Here is an 18784-nt window from a genome sequence, read left to right as displayed (position 1 = left end):
TCAAGAAGTGAAACGGTCGGGGTCTGCGGCCTTCCAGTCAGCCGCCCAGGAGCGCGGAGGCTCGGCGAGAAGCTGTCCCGGCTCGAGCCACTCGTGCAAATCCGCGTAGGAACGCTCGGTGTGGGGGGCTATACGCCTGCGGAGCATGTGCGGACGCAGGTCGGCCGGGTCGGTGACGCCCATGGACGCCATGATCTCCAGCGCACTGGCTACGGTCGCTTCCTGGAAGCGCTGAACACGCGGTGTCTTGTCGCGGACGTCGAGGGCGCGAGCACGTCGGGGATCCTGCGTCGTCACACCGGTGGGGCAGGTGTTCGTGTGGCACCGCTGAGCCTGGATGCAGCCGACGGCGAACATCATCGCCCGTGCTGCGTTGCCGTAGTCGGCGCCCTGTATCAGGCGTTTGACCAGGTCGGTACCGGTGGCGATCTTGCCACTCGCCCCGACCTTGATCCTGTCGCGCAAGCCGGCACCGACAAGCGCGTTGTGCACCGTGAGCAGGCCCTCGGTGAGCGGTGCCCCTACGTGATCGGCGAACTCCAGTGGGGCGGCACCGGTACCACCCTCCCCTCCGTCTACGACGATGAAGTCGGGTGCCGTGCCTTCCGCCAGCATGGCCCTGCACACGGAGAGGAACTGTCGACGGGATCCTACGCACAGTTTGAATCCTGTCGGCTTGCCGCCGGACAGCTCCCGCATCCTGGCGATGAACCGGACCAGTTCCCTGGGGGTGGAGAATGTTCTGTGGTACGGCGGCGAGATCACCGTCTGCCCCTCGGGCACGTCCCGTACCTTCGCGATCTCGGCGTTGACCTTCGCACCCGGCAGGACGCCGCCAATGCCTGGTTTGGCCCCCTGGGAGAGTTTCAGGGATACGCACTTGACGTGATCGTGCGCAGCCTTGTCGGCGAACTCGGCCGGGTCGAAATCACCGTCGCCGGTGCGGCATCCGAAGTATCCGGTGCCTATCTCCCAGATCAGGTCCCCGCCGGGCCTGAGGTGGTACTCCGACAAGCCGCCCTCACCGGTGTCCTGCGCGAACTTCCCCGCCGCTGCCCCACCGTTGAGCGCGAGGACGGCGTTGGCCGACAGCGAGCCGAAGCTCATCGCCGACACGTTGAGCAGCGCCATGTCGTAGGGGTGCTTGCAGTCGGGCCCGCCGACCCGCACCCGCGGCGGCGTCTTCGGCACCGGGCAGGGAGCCATCGACGGCACGAGGAATTCGTAGCCAGGCTGATAGACGTCCCGTTCGGTGCCGTACGGCTGCTCGGCGTCGGTACCTTTGGCCCGCTCGTAGACGAGGGTGCGGATATCCCTGTCGAAGGGGCGCCCATCGAAGTTCCGCTCGATGAAGTACTGCTGTAGTTCCGGGCGGATGCGCTCCAGAAGGAACCGGGCATGCCCCAGCACGGGATAGTTGCGCAGTACCGAATGCCGCCGCTGCAGCAAGTCGGCCCCGCCCACCAGCCCCAGCAGACCGAGCGGGACAGCAGCAACCGACCACCAGGGCGAGGATCCGACCGCGGCCACGGCCGCCACCATGCCGGCGACCAGAGTGAGAGCGACGAACGTTATGCGTATCACCCTTCGTTTCCTTGCCCTGGATCGGCCTTCCACGCCTGCGATCTGCTCCACACCTGGGTCTCCGCTGCCTGACCAGAGGCAAAATGATCAACCCTGCGTCCGTAGCACTGGTGCAGCCATCAGCAGCCGGTCGACCCGACGTCCGGTCATCGCCTGCCCGCAGACAAGGCCGAATCGGCCGAGGTAATCGCCTGTATGGAGGCGGTCACTTCTGCAGGGATCGCCCTGGCGCGGGCTGTGACGGCTCTGCGTGCTGCTGCGCGTGACGTAGGGGTCGACACGCACGCCACTTCACGGCACCGCCTGACCAGCGTCCGTGCCGCTGTTCCGCGGCACGCCGACCATCGAATTCCCGGCCCCGATATCTGGGTCTTCAAAGTTGAGCGGTGCGGAGGTGTCCGCGGGCTCGGCGGGTGGTGAGGGCGTCAACACCAAGACCAAACGAATCGCGCGCCAAATGCACGGACGAGCAGGCTTCACCGTGCTCCCGCACCGCATCCTCCTCGGATAGGAGCACTCTCCGTCAGCACCGAATGTGAGACAGGGCCAGTCGCTGGACACACCCGCACTCGGAGTGGTGTCGGCGCCGTGGACGCCTCGGTTGGCCGGCCAGGCCGTGAGCCGGGCTCTGCCGCGGCGGCGGATCGACGTCAGCCGTAGGAGAGCGAGGCAAGATCAAGTGCTTGGCGTTACTGGCTGTTCTCTTGGTCCCCAAGGCAGGCTGCGCGCCATATCTCGGCGGTGAGGTCGAGCATGCCGTTGGCCTGTGCCTCGGCTGCCAGGGCGTAGAGGCGCGCGCGGGCCGTCGGGTCGGACTGTTTGACGCGGATCTGCGCCATGAGCATCTCCAAGCGGATCCGGTCCCGGAAGTTGAGCCGAACCTTCTCGGTGGCGGCCTGTTCGCAGTGGCGGCCGGCCTCCTCGTACTCACCTCGCACGTAGGCGAGTTGGGCGTGCAGGAAGGCGCTCTCCTGCTGGTGCTGCGCCGTGCCGACGAGTTCCAGGGCGGGGCGTGCCTCGTCCAGGTAGCGCTGCGCCTTGTCGGGGGCGGGCGGCAGTGCCTGCAGGGCCAGCGCCGCGGCGGCGTGGCGCAGGCGCATCCACAGGAGCAGGTCATCGCGGCTGGACAGTGCGGTCATCGCCCGTTCCAGGAAGGAGGCAGACAGCTCGTAGTTGCCCTTGCGGGTCGAGACTGTCGCGGCGGTCCATAGGGCCTGGGCCGCCAGCGCGCCGGTCTGCCCGCCGACTCGGGCGCAGGCCTCCTCGCTGAGGCGGAAGGCCTCGGCGAGGTCCCCGAGTTCGGCTGTCACTGAGGCGAGCAACAGGCGACATCGGAGCATGTCGTGGTTGTCGAGGGAGTCCTCGCTGCCGATTCGAAGCGCTTCGAGCGCGGTGATCCGGGCCGAGTCGGCCTCGCCCAGGTCGCGCTGGACGCGGGCGAGGTGCAGGCGCGAGTAGACACGCAGCACGGCGTGGCCGAGCTCGTCCGAGAGCGCCGCCAACTTGGTCAGCGTGGTGCGCGCCTCGGACCGCTCGCCGTCGGCCGTGAGGAGTCTGGCCAGGTGGGCATGGGCCTGCCACTGCAAGCCCACGTCCACGTGCTCGGCGCCGGAGAGCGCCGACTCCAGCATCCGCCGGGCGTGGCCCGACTCGTCGCCCACCACGAGCACCGCGGCGAGGACGTCCACCAGGCTTGAGGGATCCGTCGTCTCGAAGGCGCCGGCCGGGACGCCGAGGCGTTCCGCGAGGATGGCGACGGCGCGCTCAGTGGGGGGGCGTGCGCCCGATTCGAGGCGCGACAGGTAGGCGGAGGACATGCCGGGGCCGGTGAGGTCCGACTGGGTCTTTCCGCGCTGCTGCCGGAGTTGCTTCAGTCGGCGGCCGAATGAGGGTTGCGTCAGCATGTTTCGTCCCCAGGCTCGTGTCCGTGTCCCCCTCCCTGACTGGCAATGTTGTCAATCAGGTACTTGGCAAGTCAAACAGTGGGTGAACTCGCGGTGGGCGAGTGCTGTCACGGCCATTCGATGGACGCCTGCTGCGCCGTGTTCCGCATGGGTTGGCCGCCCTGAGCGACGACGGCCGCGGAGGCGCCCAGGGTGAGTACGGCGAGGGCGGCCAGAAGTATACGGCTGATGCGATTCATGGGGGTTCTCTTTCTCTTCGCCGCCTTGGACCAGGGATGGGCCGGGCGGCGGCGACGATCGGTCCGGGCGGTGGCCCGGAGCGGCTGATCAGGGGTTACATCCTGAAGATAGCGAGTTGCCTCGGATTAGGCAACAGATTGACAAGTTCTGGCAAGTGATCTTATGTTCTCGCCATCAGTACGGTTCCGCCGATCACCTTCGGTCGAGTGCGGACGTACGTCGCACCCTTCTCGGAAGCGGGGGATCTGAGCATGCCGAACAGTGCTGCCAACCATTCGACCGAAGCGACTCTGGTGAGTGCCTTCCTGGCGACCGCCGAGCGCCATCCGGAACGCGTCGCAGTCAAGTGCGGTACGGACAGGCTGACTTACGAGGAACTCGAAGCCGCGTCGACGGACCTCGCGGCACGGATCCAGGCGCGGACCGACCAGCCCGCCCGGCCGCTCGCGATCCTCCTGGAGCGCTCCTGCGACATGGTGGTGGCCGCCCTCGCGGCCCTGAAGACCGGCTCGTCCTACGTGCCGCTCGACCCGGGAGCCCCGGCAGCCCGGCTGGCCACCATCCTGGAGGACGCGGCGCCCGCGCTCGTCCTCACCACCGCCCGGCTGGCATCCGCGCTCCCCGCCGGGCAGGACGTGCTCGTCCTCGACGGCCCCCCGCAGGAGACGCCGGCCGCGCCCCTGCGGCCCATGACGATCACCCCGGACACCCGGGCGTACATCATCTTCACCTCGGGAACCACCGGACGCCCCAAGGGCGTCGAGGTCACCCACGGCAACGTCGTGCGGCTGTTCTCCGAGACCGAGTCGCTCTTCGGCTTCGGGCCCGACGACGTCTGGTCGATGTTCCACTCCTTCGCCTTCGACTTCTCCGTCTGGGAAATCTGGGGCGCCGTCCTGTACGGCGGCACCGTCGTGATCGTCCCCGGGGACATCGCCAAGGACCCCGCCCGCTTCCGCGCCCTGCTGCGCGACGAGCGGGTCACCATGCTCAGCCAGACCCCCACCGCCTTCGGCCAGCTGATCGCCGAGGAGCGCGGCCACGAGGATCGGCTGTCCGTACGCTCCGTGGTCTTCGGCGGCGAGGCCCTCAGGTTCTCCGACCTCGCGCCCTGGATCGACAAGTACGGCGACGCCAAGCCCGAGCTCGTCAACATGTACGGCATCACCGAGATCACCGTGCACGCTACCCACCGTCGTGTGAAGGCCGCCGACCTGGAGCAGGACCGCAGCCTCATCGGCCGCCCGCTGCCGGACCTCGGCATCGAGCTCCTGAACGAGGACCTCTCCCCCGTCGCCGACGGGGAGACCGGCGAGATCGTCGTCACCGGACCCGGCGTCGCCCTCGGCTACCTCGGCCGCCCCGACCTGACCGCCGAGCGGTTCGTCACCCTCACCGCCGCGGACGGCTCGCCGCTGCGCGGCTACCGCTCCGGCGACCTCGCTCGCCAGCTGCCCGACGGCGACCTCGAATACCGCGGCCGCCGCGACGCCCAGGTCAAGATCCGCGGCTTCCGCATCGAGCTCGGCGACATCGAGACCGCGCTGGCCGCCCACCCGGACGTGCGCCAGGCGGCCGTCGCCGTCAAGGAGTTCGACGGGGAGCGCGAGCTGGCCGGATATGTCGTGCTCGCCGACGGCGCCGCGCTGGACGTGGCGCGGCTGCGCGACCACCTGCTCGCGCTGCTGCCCTCGTACATGGTGCCCGTCGCCTTCCGGGCGATGAGCGAGTTCCCGATGACGGTCAACGGCAAGCTGGACCGCGACAAGCTGCCCGCGCCGGCCGCCACCGCCGCCGAGACCGCCGCCGGCGCCGGGGCGGCGTCCGCCCGCTCGCTGCGCGAGGAACTGCTGTGCGAGCTGTTCGCGCAGGTCCTCGGCCGCACCTCGGTCGCCCCCGACGACGACTTCTTCGTCCTCGGCGGCCACTCCCTCATGGCGATCCGCCTCGTCAACCGCATCCGCGCCGTCCTGGGCCTGGAGGTCGCCGTCAAGGACCTCTTCGACGCCCGCACCCCGGGCGCGCTCGCGGCCCGGGCGCACGCGGGACGCACCCGCCCGGCCGTACGGGCCCGCACCCGCGAGGGCGACGCCCCGCTCTCGTACGCCCAGCAGCGGCTCTGGTTCCTGCAGCAGGTCCACGAGGGCACGGCCGCCTACCACATCCCGCACGCCCTGCACCTCACCGGCAGCGTCGACGTCGCCGCGCTGGAGGCGGCCGTGCGCGACGTGGTGGCCCGTCACGAGGTGCTGCGCACCGTCTATCCGCAGCGCGACGGCGTCGCCCACCAGCGCGTCCTCGCCGCCGCCGACGCGCGGCCGGAACTGAAGGTCGTCGAGACCACGCCCGAGCTGGTCGACGAGCAGGTGACGGCCGCCGCCCGCGCCCCCTTCGACCTGACTCGCGACCTGCCGCTGCGCGCCCGGCTGCTGCGCACCGGCGAAGAACAGTGGGTCCTGCTCCTCGTCCTGCACCACATCGCGGGCGACGGCTGGTCGCTCGAACCCCTGATCCGCGACCTGGCCCAGGCCTACACGGCGCGTCTGGCCGGGACGGCCCCCGACTGGGAGCCGCTGCCCGTCCAGTACGCCGACTACGCGGCCTGGCAGCACGAGCTGCTCGCGGGCGAGGACGACCCGGACAGCCTCGTCTCGCGCCAGCTGGACTTCTGGACGAAGACGCTCGCGGAGCTGCCCGACGAGCTCGACCTGCCCACCGACCGGCCGCGGCCCGCCGGCGGCGACTTCGCCGGCGACATGGTCGTCGGCGACCTCGACCAGGAGCTGCACACCGCGGTGGCGGCCCTGGCCCGGACCACCGGCACCACCGTCAACATGGTGCTCCAGGCCGCCGTCGCCGCCCTGCTCACCCGGCTCGGCGCGGGCACCGACATCCCGCTCGGCAACGCCGTGGCCGGCCGCACCGACGACGCGCTGACCCCGCTCGTGGGCTTCTTCGTCAACAGCCTGGTCCTACGCGCCGACACCTCCGGCGACCCCAGCTTCGTCGAGCTGCTCGGGCGCCTGCGCGCGGTGAACCTGTCCGCGTTCGACCACGAGGACCTGCCGTTCGAGCGGCTCGTGGAGGCGCTCAACCCGGTGCGCTCGGCCGCCCGCCACCCGCTGTTCCAGGTGATGGTGGCCGCCCAGAACAGCATGCCGGACGACTTCGGCCTGCCCGGCGTCACCGGCACCGCCTACCCCGTCCTCAGCGGCACCGCCAAGTTCGACCTGTCCTTCAAGTTCGAGGAGCGGCGCGGCGCCGACGGCGAGGCCCTCGGCATCCGGTCCGCCCTGGAGTACAGCACCGCGCTGTTCGACCGCGACACCGCCGAGTCGATCGCCGGCCGCCTCGCCCGGCTGCTGCGCGCCGTCGCCACCGCCCCCGCCACCCGGCTCAGCCAGGTCGAGCTGCTGACCGAGGCGGAGCGGGCGTCGCTGGTGCGCTGGAACGACACCTCGACGCGGCCCGCCACCACCGAGCTGACCGCCGAACTGGTCGAACGCCAGGCGGACGCGACGCCGGACGCCGTCGCCCTCACCCAGTCCGGCGCCACCTGGACCTACCGCGCACTCGACGAGCGCGCCAACCAGTACGCCCACCGGTTGCGCGCCCTCGGCGTCGGCCCGGACAGCCGTGTCGCGCTGTGCCTGCGGCGCGGCCCCGAAGCCGTCGCGGCGATCCTCGGCGTGTGGAAGGCCGGCGGCGCCTACGTCCCCCTGGACGCCGAACACCCGGCGGAACGGCGTGAGTTCATGCTCGCCGACTGCGGCGCCACCGTCCTGCTCACCGAGGCCGACCTCGGCGACGACCTCAGCCTGCCCGAGCGGGTACGGCTGCTGCGGGCCGACCGCGACGAGGAGCTCGCCGCCGCCCCCGTGCACCGCCCCGCCCCCGTCGCGGGCGCCGGCGACCTGGCGTACATCATCTACACCTCGGGCTCCACCGGCCGGCCCAAGAGCGTCCTGATCGAGCACCGCGGTGTCGCCACCCGCCTCACCGACGTGATCGAGCGCTTCCGGCTCACCCCCGCCGACACGAGCCTGCAGATCACCGCCCTGGGCTTCGACCCCTCCGTCCGTGAGTTGTTCGCGCCGCTCGCGGTCGGCGCCACGGTGGCACTGCTGCCCGCCGACGGCGCCCGCGACCCGCGCGTCGTCGTCGACGAACTGCGCGCCGTCCGCCCCACGGTGATCCTGTTCATCGTCCCGTCCCTGCTGGAAGCCGTGCTCTCCTACGACCTCCGGCCCGCCGACGTCGCCGCGCTGCGCCTGGTCGGCACCGGCGGCGAGGCGCTGCGCGCCCCGGAGGCGGGCACGCTCCTGAGCGAGTGGGGCTGCGAGGTCGTCAACCAGTACGGCCCCACCGAGAACACGATGATGTCGTGCGTCCACCCGGTCACCGCGGCGGACCTCGACGGGCGCATCCCCGTCGGCGGCCCCCTTTCCCACACCCGCGTCCACGTCCTCGACGCGCACCTGAACCCGGTGCCCGTCGGCGTCGTCGGCGAGGTGTACCTGGCCGGCATCGGGGTCGGCCGCGGCTATCTGGGTCGCGCGGGTCTCACCGCCACCCGCTTCGTCGCCGACCCCTTCGGCGGGCCCGGCGAGCGCATGTACCGCAGCGGCGACCTCGCCCGCCGGCGCAAGGACGGCACGCTGGACTTCGTCAGCCGCGTCGACGGCCAGGTCAAGCTGCGCGGCTTCCGCATCGAGCTCGGCGAGATCGAGGAGGTGCTGGCCGAACACCCGGCCGTCGCCCGGGCCGCGGTCGTGGTGCGCGAGGACCAGCCGGGCGACCGGCGCCTGGCCGCCTACGTCGTGCCCGTCGAAGGCGCCGAGGCGCCGACCCCGGACGAGCTGCGCGGCCAGGTCGCCGCCCGGCTGCCCGACTACATGGTCCCGGCCGCCTACGTCCTGCTCGACGCGCTGCCGCTGCGCGGCAACGGCAAGCTCAACCGCGACCTGCTGCCGCGCCCCGAGATCGGCGCCACCACCTCCGGCCGGGCCCCGCGCAGCCCGCGCGAAGAGGTCATGTGCCAGCTGTTCGCCGAGGTCCTCGGGCTGCCGCACGTCAGCATCGACGACGACTTCTTCCAGCTTGGCGGGCACTCGCTGCTGGCCGCCCGGCTCATCGCCCGGGTCCGCACCGCCCTCGGGCTCGAACTGTCGATGGTCTCCTTCTTCGAGGCGCCCACCGTCGCCGGCCTCGCCGAGCGGGCCGGCGTCGACAACGGCGCCGCCGCCCTGGAGACGGTCCTGCCGCTGCGCACCGGCGGCGACCTGAAGCCGCTGTTCTGCATCCACCCCGGCGGCGGCCTCGCCTGGAGCTACTCCAGCTTCCTCAAGTACGTACCGGAGAACATGCCCGTCTACGGCATCCAGGCCCGAGGCCTGCTGCACCCCGACGACATGCCCGCGACCGTACGGGAGATGGCGGCCACGTACGTCCAGGAGGTCCGGCGCATCCAGCCCCAGGGGCCCTACCACTTCCTGGGCTGGTCCTTCGGCGGCGTCGTCGCCTTCGAGATGGCCACCCAGCTGCAGGCCGAGGGCGACGAGACGGCGCTGCTCACGATGCTCGACTGCTACCCGGGCGTGCCCGACCACTACCGCGTCAACGAGCAGAACATGGTCGCCGCCCTCCTCGACCCCGAGCGGCCCGGCGTGGTGCCGCAGGCCGGCTCCAAGGAGATCACCGACGTCCTGGAGGTGCTCAAGCAGGACACCGGTGCGCTGGCGAGCCTCACCGAGGACCAGCTCGTCGCGCTGCTGACGGCGATGTCCCACAACCGCCACATCGTCAAGGACCACCAGCCGGAGAAGTTCCTCGGGGACGTGCTCTTCTTCCTGGCCACCGAGGGCCGTAACGACGGCGCCCCCATGCCCGACGTCTGGGAGCAGTACGTCGCCGGCCGGGTCACCTGGCACTCCGTCAAGACCACCCACACCGCCATGAACCAGCCGGAGTCGCTGGCCCAGATGGGGCCGGTTCTCGCAGAGGCGCTGGCCGAGATCACCGCTGCCCGGCGCAGCGAGAAGCAGGGGAATGACCGATGACCAATCCGTTCGACGACGAGACCGGCCGCTTCCAGGTGATCGTCAACGCCCGGGGACAGCACTCGCTGTGGCCCGAGTTCGCCGAGGTGCCGGCCGGCTGGTCGGTGGTCCTGCCGACCGACAGCCGTGAGGCGTGCCTCGCCTACGTGGAGGCGAACTGGACCGACCTGCGTCCCGCCCCCGTCGAGGAGGGCGCACCGGTATGACCAGCGACTTCGCGGTCCTGAAGGACCGCTCCGTGCTCGCGCTGTTCGCCGCCAGGTCCACCTCCCTGCTCGGCAACGCGATCGCCCCGATCGCGCTCGCGTTCACCGTGCTGCACCTGCCCGGCGGTTCCCCGACGATGCTCGGCGTCGTCCTGGCCGCGCGGCTGCTCAGCCAGGTCACGTTCGTCCTGCTCGGCGGGGCGATCGCCGACCGGCTGCCGAAACTGCGCGTCATGGTCGGCGCCGACCTGGCCGCCGGCCTCACCCAGGGGCTCGCCGCCGTCCTGGTCATCACCGGACACGCCACCCCGTGGATGCTGGCCGGCTTCGCGGCCCTCGCCGGAGCGGCGACCGCGCTCTTCGAGCCCGCCTCGCGCTCCGCGATGCCGCTGCTCGTCTCGGGCGACGACCTGCAGTCCGCCAACTCCCTGCTCAAGCTCTCGATGCGGGGCGGCGGCATCCTCGGCGCCGCCCTGGGCGGTGTGCTGGTCTCCACCATCGGGGCCGGGAACACCATGGTCGTGCCCGCCGCGACCTTCACGCTCTCGGCGCTGCTGCTGCTCGGCGTCAAGGTCGCCCACCAGCCGCCGCCGTCCGACGCGCCCACGCTGATCCGGCAGATCCGCGAGGGCTGGCAGGAGTTCACGGCCAAGCAGTGGATCTGGGTGATGGTCTCCCAACTCGCCTACGTCAACGTCCTGCTCGCCGGGAGCTTCTACGTCCTCGGGCCGGTCATGGCCGACCGGTCGCTGGGCGGGGCCGGCGCCTGGAGCGTGGTGCTCATCGCGCAGGCCCTCGGCTTCATCGTGGGCAGCGTGGTGGCCATCAAGTTCCGGCCGCGCCGCCCGGTGCGCGCGGCCGCCCTCCTCACCATGGGCTTCCCTCTGTCGGTGCTGCTCATGGCCGCCGAGGCACCGCTCGCCGCGATCGCCGGCGCCACCTTCCTGGCCGGCATCGTCATCGACGTCTACGAGGTCCTGCTCGACACGGCGCTGCAGAAGAACGTGCCGCCGCACGCCCTGTCGCGCGTCATGTCCTACGAGTCCCTGGGCTCCTTCGCCCTGGTGCCGCTGGGCATGGCGGGCGCCGGTCCGGTGGCCGACGCCGTGGGCGTGCAGACCGCGCTGTACGGAGCCGCCGCGCTGATCATGGTCGCGGGACCGGCCGTCCTGCTGCTGCGCTCGGTGCGCACCGTGACCGACGTACCCGAATCGGAGGCCGGGCACGAGGCCGGGGCCGAGGCCGCAGAGAAGAGCAAGGCATGACCGCATCCGCCCACGCCACCCCGACCGCCCCCGCGAAGTTCCCGCGCTCCCTGCTGCGCAAGCCGTCGGACGACGCGGCCGCCCGCGTCTTCTGCTTCCCGTACTCGGGCGTCGGCGCCTCGATGTTCAACCGGTGGCCGCGGATGATCGGGGACGTCGAGATCTGCCCCGTGCAGCTGCCGGCACGCGAGAACCGCTTCCGCGAGGCCCACTACGGCACCTACCAGGACCTCGCGAAGAACCTCGCCGACGAGCTGCTGCCCTACCTCGACCGGCCGGCCGTGTTCTTCGGGCACTGCGCGGGCTCCCTGCCCGCCTTCGAGACCGCGCTGCGTCTCGCGGAGCTGGGCGGACCGGTGCCGCGCGAGGTCGTCGTCTCCGCGCAAGTGGCCCCGCAGGACTGCCCCAAGGACCGGTTCCTGGACATGACCGACGAGGCGCTCGGCGCCGAGCTGTCGGAACTCGTCGTCGCCCGCGGCGGCGAGGCGCACCCCATGCTGATCGAACTGACCCTGCACGTGCTGCACCAGGACCTCGACGCCAACCGCGTCTACCACCGGCCGGAGCCGGTCCGGCTGCCCTCCGCCGTCACCGCCCTCACCTGGAGCGAGGACCCGGAGATCGAGCCCGCCGAGCTGACCGGCTGGCAGGAGTGGTCCGAGCAGGTCACCTTCACCGAACTGCCCGGCGCGCACTACGCGTTCCTGAACGCCCCGGCCGAACTGACCCGGCTGCTGCACTCGCTGGCCCTGCCCGGCGCCCCGCTGCCCGCCTTGGCCGTCTCCTCGCCCGCCGAAGGACACCACTGATGACCGACACCATCGACTCCCTGTTCGCCCGCCTCGCGGCCGAACACCCGCACCGCACCGCGGTCACCGGCGACGACGCCACGCTGACGTACGCCGAACTCGACGCACGCGCGAACCGGCTGGCCCACCGTCTGCGCGCCGAGGGCGTACGCCCCGGCGAGGTCGTCGCCCTCGCCGCCGGCCGCGGCGCCGCGACCGCCGTCCACCTGCTCGCCGTCCTCAAGGCGGGCGCGGCCTACCTCGGCCTCGACCGCCGCCAGCCGGCCGCACGCCGCGACCTGATCCTGCGCGACGCCGCGGTCCGCGTGGTGCTCGCCGACAAGGGCGCCGCCGACGACCTCGGGGACGCGTACACCGTGCTCGTCCCCCTGGACGAGCCGTCGCAGGAGACGGAGCCCGGGACGGCCCCGCCGGCGCCCGTCGCCGATGGTGACCGCGTCGCCTACGTCGCCTACACCTCCGGCTCGACCGGCACCCCGAAGGGCGTGTGCGTCCCGCACCGCGCGGTGCTGCGCCTGGTGCGCGGCGCGGACTTCCTGACCGCCACGCCCGACGACGTGTTCCTGCACTTCGCGCCGCTCGCCTTCGACGCCTCCACGCTGGAGATCTGGGGCGCCCTGCTGAACGGCGCCCGCCTCGCCGTCGCGCCCGACGGCGACCTCTCCCTGGAGGGACTGCTCTCCTTCGTACGGGAGGAGCGGGTCAGCGTCATGTGGCTGACCGCGGGCCTCTTCCACCAGGCCGTGGACCTCGGGCTGCGCGACCTGCCCGCGCTGCGCCATCTGCTGGCCGGCGGCGACACCCTCTCGGCCGCACACGTCGACCGGGCGCTCGCCGCGCTCCCGCACACGGTCGTCGCCAACGGCTACGGGCCCACCGAGAACACCACGTTCACCACCGTGCACACCATGACCGAGCCGACCGGGGCGACGGCCGTCCCCGTCGGCCGGCCCGTCTCCGGCACCGGCGTCCTGCTCCTCGACGAGCGGCTGCGCCCCGTCGCCGACGGCGAGACCGGCGAGATCTACGCGACCGGCACCGGCCTCGCCCACGGCTACCTCGGCAACCCGGGCCTGACCGCCGCCCGCTTCGTCGCCGCCCCCACCGGCGCCCCCGGCGAGCGCATGTACCGCACCGGCGACCTGGCACGCCGCACCGCCGACGGCACCCTGGAGTTCCTCGGCCGCGCCGACGGCCAGGTCAAGGTACGCGGCTTCCGCATCGAGACCGGCGAGGTCCGGGCCGCGCTGACCGCCCTGCCTGCGGTCGCCCGCGCCGAGGTCGTCGCCCCGCGCGACGGCTCCGGCACCCGCCGGCTGGTCGCCTACGTCGTCCCCGCCGACACCGCGGCCCGGCCCTCCGCGCTCGAGATGCGCACCCGGCTCGCCGAGACCCTGCCCGCCTACGCCGTCCCCTCCCTGGTGCGCGTGGTCGACGAGCTCCCGCTCACCCCGAACGGCAAGGTCGACCGCACCGCGCTGGAACATCGCTCCGTCCAGGAGCGCCCCGAGGTCAACGCCTCCCACCGCGCGCCCGAAGGCGTCCTGGAGCAGGCCGTCACCGGCATGTGGTGCGACCACCTGGGACTGGAGGGCATCGGCGCCGACGACGACTTCTTCGAGCTCGGCGGGCACTCGCTGCTCGCGGTGGCGCTCATCGCCGAACTGCACCGCGAGTTCGGCGTGGAGATCTCCCCGATCTCCTTCTACCTCGACCCGACCCCGGCCGGACTGGCCCGGTCCCTGACGCAGGCGGGAGTGACCAGGTGAAGCTGACCGACGTCACGGCCGCCGACCGGGCCGCGGTCGACCTGTCCCGCGTCGACCTGTTCGACGCGGCCTACCACGCCGAGGGGGATCCCCACGCCGCCTGGGCCGTGATGCGCGAGCAGGCCCCGCTGCACCGCAGCGAACTGCCCGACGGACGCGCCTTCTTCAACGTCACCCGCTACCACGACGCCTGCCGGGTCCTGGGCAGCCACCGCGAGTTCACCTCCGAGCGCGGCAGCCTGCTCAGCCAGCTCGGACACGACGACGCCGCCTCCGGCCGGATGCTCGTCGCCACCGACCCGCCCCGCCACAGCGAACTGCGCCGCCCCCTGAACAAGATGTTCACCGGCCGCGGTCTGGCCCGCAGCGAGGACCGCATCCGCGACGCCGTGCGCTCCCTGGTCGCCGGCGCCCTCGACGGGCCGGTCTGGGACCTGGCCCAGCAGGCCACCATGCTTCCGATGGCGATCGCCGGCGCCTTGATGGACCTGCCCGAGCCGGACTGGAAGGACCTGGTCCAGTGGACGGGCATGGCCGCCGCCCCGCAGGACCCGGTGTTCACCATTCGCAACCCGCACGCCACCCTCGCCATCGCGCACCACCAGCTCTTCGAGTACTTCGCCACGCAGTACGAGGCCCGCAAGGGCACCGACGGCGACGATGCCTTCCGGCTGCTGATGACCATGCGGGACGGCGAACTGACCCGCGAGGAGGTGGTCGTCAACTGCTACAGCCTGCTCCTGGGCGCCAACGCGACCACCCCGCACACCGTGGCCGGCACCGTCCTCGCTCTGATGGAGCGCCCCGACCAGCTCCGCGCCGTGCGCGAGAACCCCGCGCTGATCCCCTCGCTCGTCGAGGAGGGGCTGCGCTGGACCTCCCCGGCCAGCAGCTTCCTGCGCTATGCCGTGGACGATGTGGAGATCGCCGGGGGATCGGTGCCCCGGGGCGAGGCCGTCGCCGTGTGGGTCGGCTCCGCCAACCGTGACGCCGACGTCTTCCCGGAGCCGTACCGCTTCGACGTCCGCCGCTCCGACAACCGTCACATCGCCTTCGGCTACGGCGCCCACTACTGCCTGGGGGCGACCGTGGCACGCCTCACCCTGCGCCTGTTCTTCGAGGAAGTCCTCGACCGAATCGAGGAGTTCGTGCCGGCCGGCGAACCGCAGCACCTTGTGTCCAACTTCGTCGCGGGCTTCACCAGCCTTCCGGTCCGCGCCGTACCGCGCCGCGTCGAAGCGGTGGCGGGCCGATGAACGAGAGGAACCCCCACACCATGGAGCAGTCCGCGACGGACCTGACCGCGGTACTGACCGGCATCGTCGGCGAGCAGCTCGGTGGCCAGGAGGTCGACCCCGACGACGACTTCTACGCCCTGGGCGGCGACTCGCTCATCGCCCTGCGCGTGGTCTCGGCCGTGCAGGAGCGGGGCATCGCGATGACCCTCAAGGACCTTCTCTTCCACCCGACCGTCCGCGAGCTGGCCGCCCACCTCGCGACACAGGCCCCCGCGCCCGCCGCCGCCCCGGCGCCAGCCGCGGAGCGGGACGCGCTCCTCGACCCCAGCGACCGCATCCTCGTGCCGGTCGGCGTCGCGGCGGCTCTGCCCGCCTCCGCCCTCCAGGTCGGCATCATCTACCTGTGCGAGACCAGCGGTGACCCGGAGCTCTACCACTCCATCATCGGCTGGGAGACCGTCGCCGCCTTCGACGAGCGGCTGTTCCGCGAGGCCCTCGCCGAACTGTGCGACCGCCACGCCGCGCTGCGCACCTCCTTCGACCTCGGCACGTACTCCGAGTCGGTGCAGCTGCAGTGGGAGAAGGTCGAACCCCCGCTGACCGTCGAGCGGATCGGCGACGACAACCCGGCCAAGGGCCACGACAACATCCGCGACTGGAGTCGCGAGGGCCTGACCCTGCCCATCGACTGGAGCCGGGCGCCCCTGTTCCGCTGCCACGTCGTGGCCCAGCCCGACTCCTTCCACGTCGCGATCGCCAGCCACCACGCGATCGTCGACGGCTGGAGCTACGGCCGGCTCATCGTCGACCTGCTGGAGCTGTACGCCGCCAGGCTGCGCGGCGAGAACGCCGAACTGCCACGGCCGCCCGCCACCGGCGAGCACGACTTCATCGTCGCCGAGCGCGAGCTGCTCGCCTCCGGCGAGGCCGCCGACTTCTGGCACGGGCAGGCCGACAGCGAGCCGCTGCTGTTCTCCCGCGGGCAGTTCCACGGCGCGGCCAACGCGGTCGCCGGCGTCGAGTTCACCGTGCCCGGTGTGGTGCTCGACGGCATGCGCGCCACCGCCCGCGACGCCGGCGTCTCGCTGAAGTCGCTGGCGCTCGCCGCCCACGCGCGTGCCCTGTCCGCCTGGACCGGCCGCGACGACGTGGTCAGCGGTGTCGTCGTCAACACCCGTCCGGAGCGGCCGGGCGCCGACCTGATGGTCGGCCTCTACCTCAACACGGTGCCGCTGCGACTGACGGACCTCGGCGCGCCCCTGCCCGAGCTGGCCCGCAGGGCCCACGCGTCGGAGCGCGACGGAGCGCCCTACCGTGCCTTCCCGCTCGCGCAGATCGAGAGCCGCCTGGGCCGGCCGCCCTTCGACGTGACCTTCAACTTCATGAACTTCCACGTCTACGAGGACCTGGACGGCACCCAGGGCCTGCGGACCCGCGACTGGTGGGTGAAGGGCAAGCCGAGCTTCCCCTTCCGCGTCGACTTCGAGGTCGACGGCGCCGAGGCCGGCAGCCGCGTCTCGGTCGCCTACGACCCCGCGCTGCTCGACGAGGCCCGCGTGCGCGAGTACGCCCGCCACTTCGAGGCCGCCCTCACGGCCGCCGGAGGCACCGCATGAGCGAGCGGCGCCGCACCCTTGCGGTGCTCTACGACGACGGCGCGGCCTCCGCGGGCGAGATCGGGGTCGGCCTGGCCGACCTCGGGGACATCGTGTTCCTGCTCCCGCCCACCGGCCACGCCGAACGGCTGCGGCCCGTCCTGGAGAACTTCGGCACCGTCGTGCCGCTCACGGGCACCACTAAGGGCGACATCGCCCTGGCGCGGGACCTGGCGCCGGACGCGGTGGTGACCTACAGCGAGCGCATGGTCCGCAGGACGGCGGAGATCGCCGAGGCGCTGGGCCTGCCGTCCCACACCCCGGAGGTGGCCGCGACGGTCACCGACAAGATCCGCCAGCGCCGGGTGATGCGCGACGCCGGCGTCGACAAGGTCCGCTCCCACCCGCTGAGCTCACCCGACGAGTGGCCGCGGGTGTACGACGCCGTGGGCCTGCCCGCCATCGTCAAGCCGGTGCGCGGCGGCGGCAGTCGCGACACCTACGCCGTCACGACCGCCGCCGAGATGGAAGAGCTGCTGCCGCGGCTGTTCCCCGAGGGCACGGAGGCCGCGTACACGGTCGAGGAGCTCCTGCAGGGCGTGCCGAGCGCGCCGTACGGGGACTACGTGTCCGTGGAGAGCGTCTGCACGCCGCAGGGCGTGCGGCACCTGGCGGTGACCGGCAAGTTCCCGCTGCTCGAGCCGTTCCGCGAGCTGGGCAGCTACTGGCCCTCGCACCTGCCGGCCGACGTCCTGGCGGAGGTCATCGACCTCACCACCCGCGCCCTGGACGCCCTCGGAGTGCGCTACGGCATCACCCACACCGAGCTGAAGCTTACGGCCGACGGCCCGCGCGTCATCGAGGTCAACGGCCGGCTCTCGGGCCATCTCAACCTGATGAGCCGCCGGGTCTGCGGCGTCGACATGGTGCGCCTCGGCGGCCTCCTCGCCCTCGGGGACACCTCGCAGATCCCGGAGTTCGACTACGGCGGCCGCGTCCACTTCCTGTTCAACACCATGGCCCCGGTTGAGCCGTGCCGACTGGAGGCGATCCACGGGGCCACGGACGTGCGCAAGGTCGAGGGCATCGACGGCATCCGCCCCTACGTCCGCCCGGGCACCGACCTGGCCGGCGGGGTGATGACCACGCCGCTGGACGTCATCTGGGGCTCCTGCGCCGACCACACGGCGATGCTCGACGCCCTGGAGGAGGCGCTGCCGAAGCTGACGTACGTCTTCACCCGACCTGACGGCACCGTGCGCGAGGCGACCGCCGCGGCGCTCACCGACGTGAGCGAGGCCGGCGCATGACGGCCGCGGTGGGCCCCAGGACCTGGCTGCGCAGGTTCCACACCACGCCCGACCCGGCGACCCGCCCGGTCCAGCTGGTGTGCCTGCCGCACGCGGGCGGCGCGGCGGGCTACTTCGTCCCCCTCTCCGCGGAACTGTGCGAGGTGGCCGACGTGCTGGCCGTCCAGTACCCCGGCCGCCAGGACCGCTGGCACGAACCCGCCGTCGACGACCTCCACGAGCTGTCCCGGCAGGTCGTCGCCGCGCTCGAACCGGCCCTGGACGACCGCCCGGTGGTGCTGTTCGGACACAGCATGGGTGCCCTGGTGGCGTACGAGGCGGCCCGCCTCCTGAATCCCGCGCGGCTGTACGTCTCCGGATGCCCCGCCCCCTCGCGTGGCGTCGAGAGCGAGCAGGAGATCACCGACGACCAGGGCATCCTCGACGACCTGCGGGCGCTCGACGGCACGGACGCCGAGCTGCTCTCCGATCCGGCGCTCCTGGAGCTGATCCTGCCGGCGCTGCGGGCGGACTACCGGGCCGTACGCACCTACAGTTGGCGGGCGGGCCCCGAACCGTCCTGTCCGCTGACGGTGCTCACAGGCGACCGTGACCCCCGCACCCCGGCGGACGCGGTCATGGAATGGAAGCGGCACGGCACGAAGGACATCCGCTTCCACGCCTATGAGGGCGGCCACTTCTACCTCACCGAGCACACCCGACAGGTGGCGGAACTGATCGCCGCCGACCTCGCCTGAACCCCGGGATGTGTTCGGCGAGACACCCCAGCTGGACTCGTACGGAGGCGGCTGAAGATCGCTCCCCA

11 protein-coding genes are annotated in these 18784 nt (G+C 72.1%); 9 read left to right on the top strand and 2 right to left on the bottom strand.

All coding sequences use genetic code 11. The features are described from left to right. Entirely contained in the window at window positions 1–1542 is a 1542-nt protein-coding gene (locus N8I86_RS37765; RefSeq protein WP_404830894.1) for an FMN-binding glutamate synthase family protein, read from the bottom strand. Between the two features lie 731 nt (window positions 1543–2273). Beyond that, entirely contained in the window at window positions 2274–3488 is a 1215-nt protein-coding gene (locus tag N8I86_RS37760) for a helix-turn-helix domain-containing protein (protein ID WP_073898710.1), read from the bottom strand. Between the two features lie 491 nt (window positions 3489–3979). Here N8I86_RS37760 and N8I86_RS37755 point away from each other — a divergent pair, with 491 nt between their 5' ends. From N8I86_RS37755 to N8I86_RS37715, 9 genes are read left to right on the top strand one after another with little or no spacing between them, the layout of a single operon-like run. Next, on the top strand, window positions 3980–9787 hold the full coding sequence (locus N8I86_RS37755; RefSeq protein ID WP_263280000.1) for an amino acid adenylation domain-containing protein: 5808 nt from the start codon (window positions 3980–3982) through the stop codon (window positions 9785–9787). Next, window positions 9784–9993 carry an MbtH family protein gene (locus N8I86_RS37750; RefSeq protein WP_073898706.1) on the top strand — a complete coding sequence of 70 codons (210 nt, stop codon included), beginning with the start codon at window positions 9784–9786 and terminating at the stop codon, window positions 9991–9993. Before N8I86_RS37755 ends, N8I86_RS37750 begins: the two co-directional genes overlap by 4 nt. Continuing rightward, window positions 9990–11258: an MFS transporter gene (locus N8I86_RS37745; protein ID WP_073898704.1), complete on the top strand. Its 1269-nt coding sequence runs from the start codon at window positions 9990–9992 to the stop codon at window positions 11256–11258. Before N8I86_RS37750 ends, N8I86_RS37745 begins: the two co-directional genes overlap by 4 nt. Then, window positions 11255–12067: a thioesterase II family protein gene (locus N8I86_RS37740; protein ID WP_263279999.1), complete on the top strand. Its 813-nt coding sequence runs from the start codon at window positions 11255–11257 to the stop codon at window positions 12065–12067. Before N8I86_RS37745 ends, N8I86_RS37740 begins: the two co-directional genes overlap by 4 nt. After that, window positions 12067–13836 (top strand): non-ribosomal peptide synthetase, encoded by a 1770-nt coding sequence (locus tag N8I86_RS37735; protein ID WP_263279998.1) that lies wholly within the window; start codon window positions 12067–12069, stop codon window positions 13834–13836. The genes N8I86_RS37740 and N8I86_RS37735 overlap by 1 nt, the downstream gene beginning before the upstream one ends. Continuing rightward, window positions 13833–15092, top strand: coding sequence for a cytochrome P450 (locus N8I86_RS37730; RefSeq protein ID WP_263279997.1), 1260 nt, complete (start codon window positions 13833–13835; stop codon window positions 15090–15092). Before N8I86_RS37735 ends, N8I86_RS37730 begins: the two co-directional genes overlap by 4 nt. Next, window positions 15089–16690 (top strand): condensation domain-containing protein, encoded by a 1602-nt coding sequence (locus N8I86_RS37725; protein ID WP_263279996.1) that lies wholly within the window; start codon window positions 15089–15091, stop codon window positions 16688–16690. The genes N8I86_RS37730 and N8I86_RS37725 overlap by 4 nt, the downstream gene beginning before the upstream one ends. Further along, entirely contained in the window at window positions 16687–17979 is a 1293-nt protein-coding gene (locus N8I86_RS37720) for an ATP-grasp domain-containing protein (protein WP_263279995.1), read from the top strand. Before N8I86_RS37725 ends, N8I86_RS37720 begins: the two co-directional genes overlap by 4 nt. Next, window positions 17976–18716 (top strand): thioesterase II family protein, encoded by a 741-nt coding sequence (locus N8I86_RS37715; protein WP_263279994.1) that lies wholly within the window; start codon window positions 17976–17978, stop codon window positions 18714–18716. The genes N8I86_RS37720 and N8I86_RS37715 overlap by 4 nt, the downstream gene beginning before the upstream one ends. The last annotated feature ends 68 nt before the right edge of the window (window positions 18717–18784 follow it).

Origin of the sequence: Streptomyces albidicamelliae, assembly GCF_025642175.1 — a bacterium.
Lineage (GTDB): Bacteria > Actinomycetota > Actinomycetes > Streptomycetales > Streptomycetaceae > Streptomyces > Streptomyces albidocamelliae.
This window is presented reverse-complemented; position numbering and strand designations above follow the sequence as displayed.

Coding starts and splice junctions, on each gene's coding strand:
- N8I86_RS37765 (WP_404830894.1), bottom strand. CDS start 1,542: ATGGTGGCGGCCGTGGCCGCGGTCGGATCCTCGCCCTGGTGGTCGGTT.
- N8I86_RS37760 (WP_073898710.1), bottom strand. CDS start 3,488: ATGCTGACGCAACCCTCATTCGGCCGCCGACTGAAGCAACTCCGGCAG.
- N8I86_RS37755 (WP_263280000.1), top strand. CDS start 3,980: ATGCCGAACAGTGCTGCCAACCATTCGACCGAAGCGACTCTGGTGAGT.
- N8I86_RS37750 (WP_073898706.1), top strand. CDS start 9,784: ATGACCAATCCGTTCGACGACGAGACCGGCCGCTTCCAGGTGATCGTC.
- N8I86_RS37745 (WP_073898704.1), top strand. CDS start 9,990: ATGACCAGCGACTTCGCGGTCCTGAAGGACCGCTCCGTGCTCGCGCTG.
- N8I86_RS37740 (WP_263279999.1), top strand. CDS start 11,255: ATGACCGCATCCGCCCACGCCACCCCGACCGCCCCCGCGAAGTTCCCG.
- N8I86_RS37735 (WP_263279998.1), top strand. CDS start 12,067: ATGACCGACACCATCGACTCCCTGTTCGCCCGCCTCGCGGCCGAACAC.
- N8I86_RS37725 (WP_263279996.1), top strand. CDS start 15,089: ATGAACGAGAGGAACCCCCACACCATGGAGCAGTCCGCGACGGACCTG.
- N8I86_RS37720 (WP_263279995.1), top strand. CDS start 16,687: ATGAGCGAGCGGCGCCGCACCCTTGCGGTGCTCTACGACGACGGCGCG.
- N8I86_RS37715 (WP_263279994.1), top strand. CDS start 17,976: ATGACGGCCGCGGTGGGCCCCAGGACCTGGCTGCGCAGGTTCCACACC.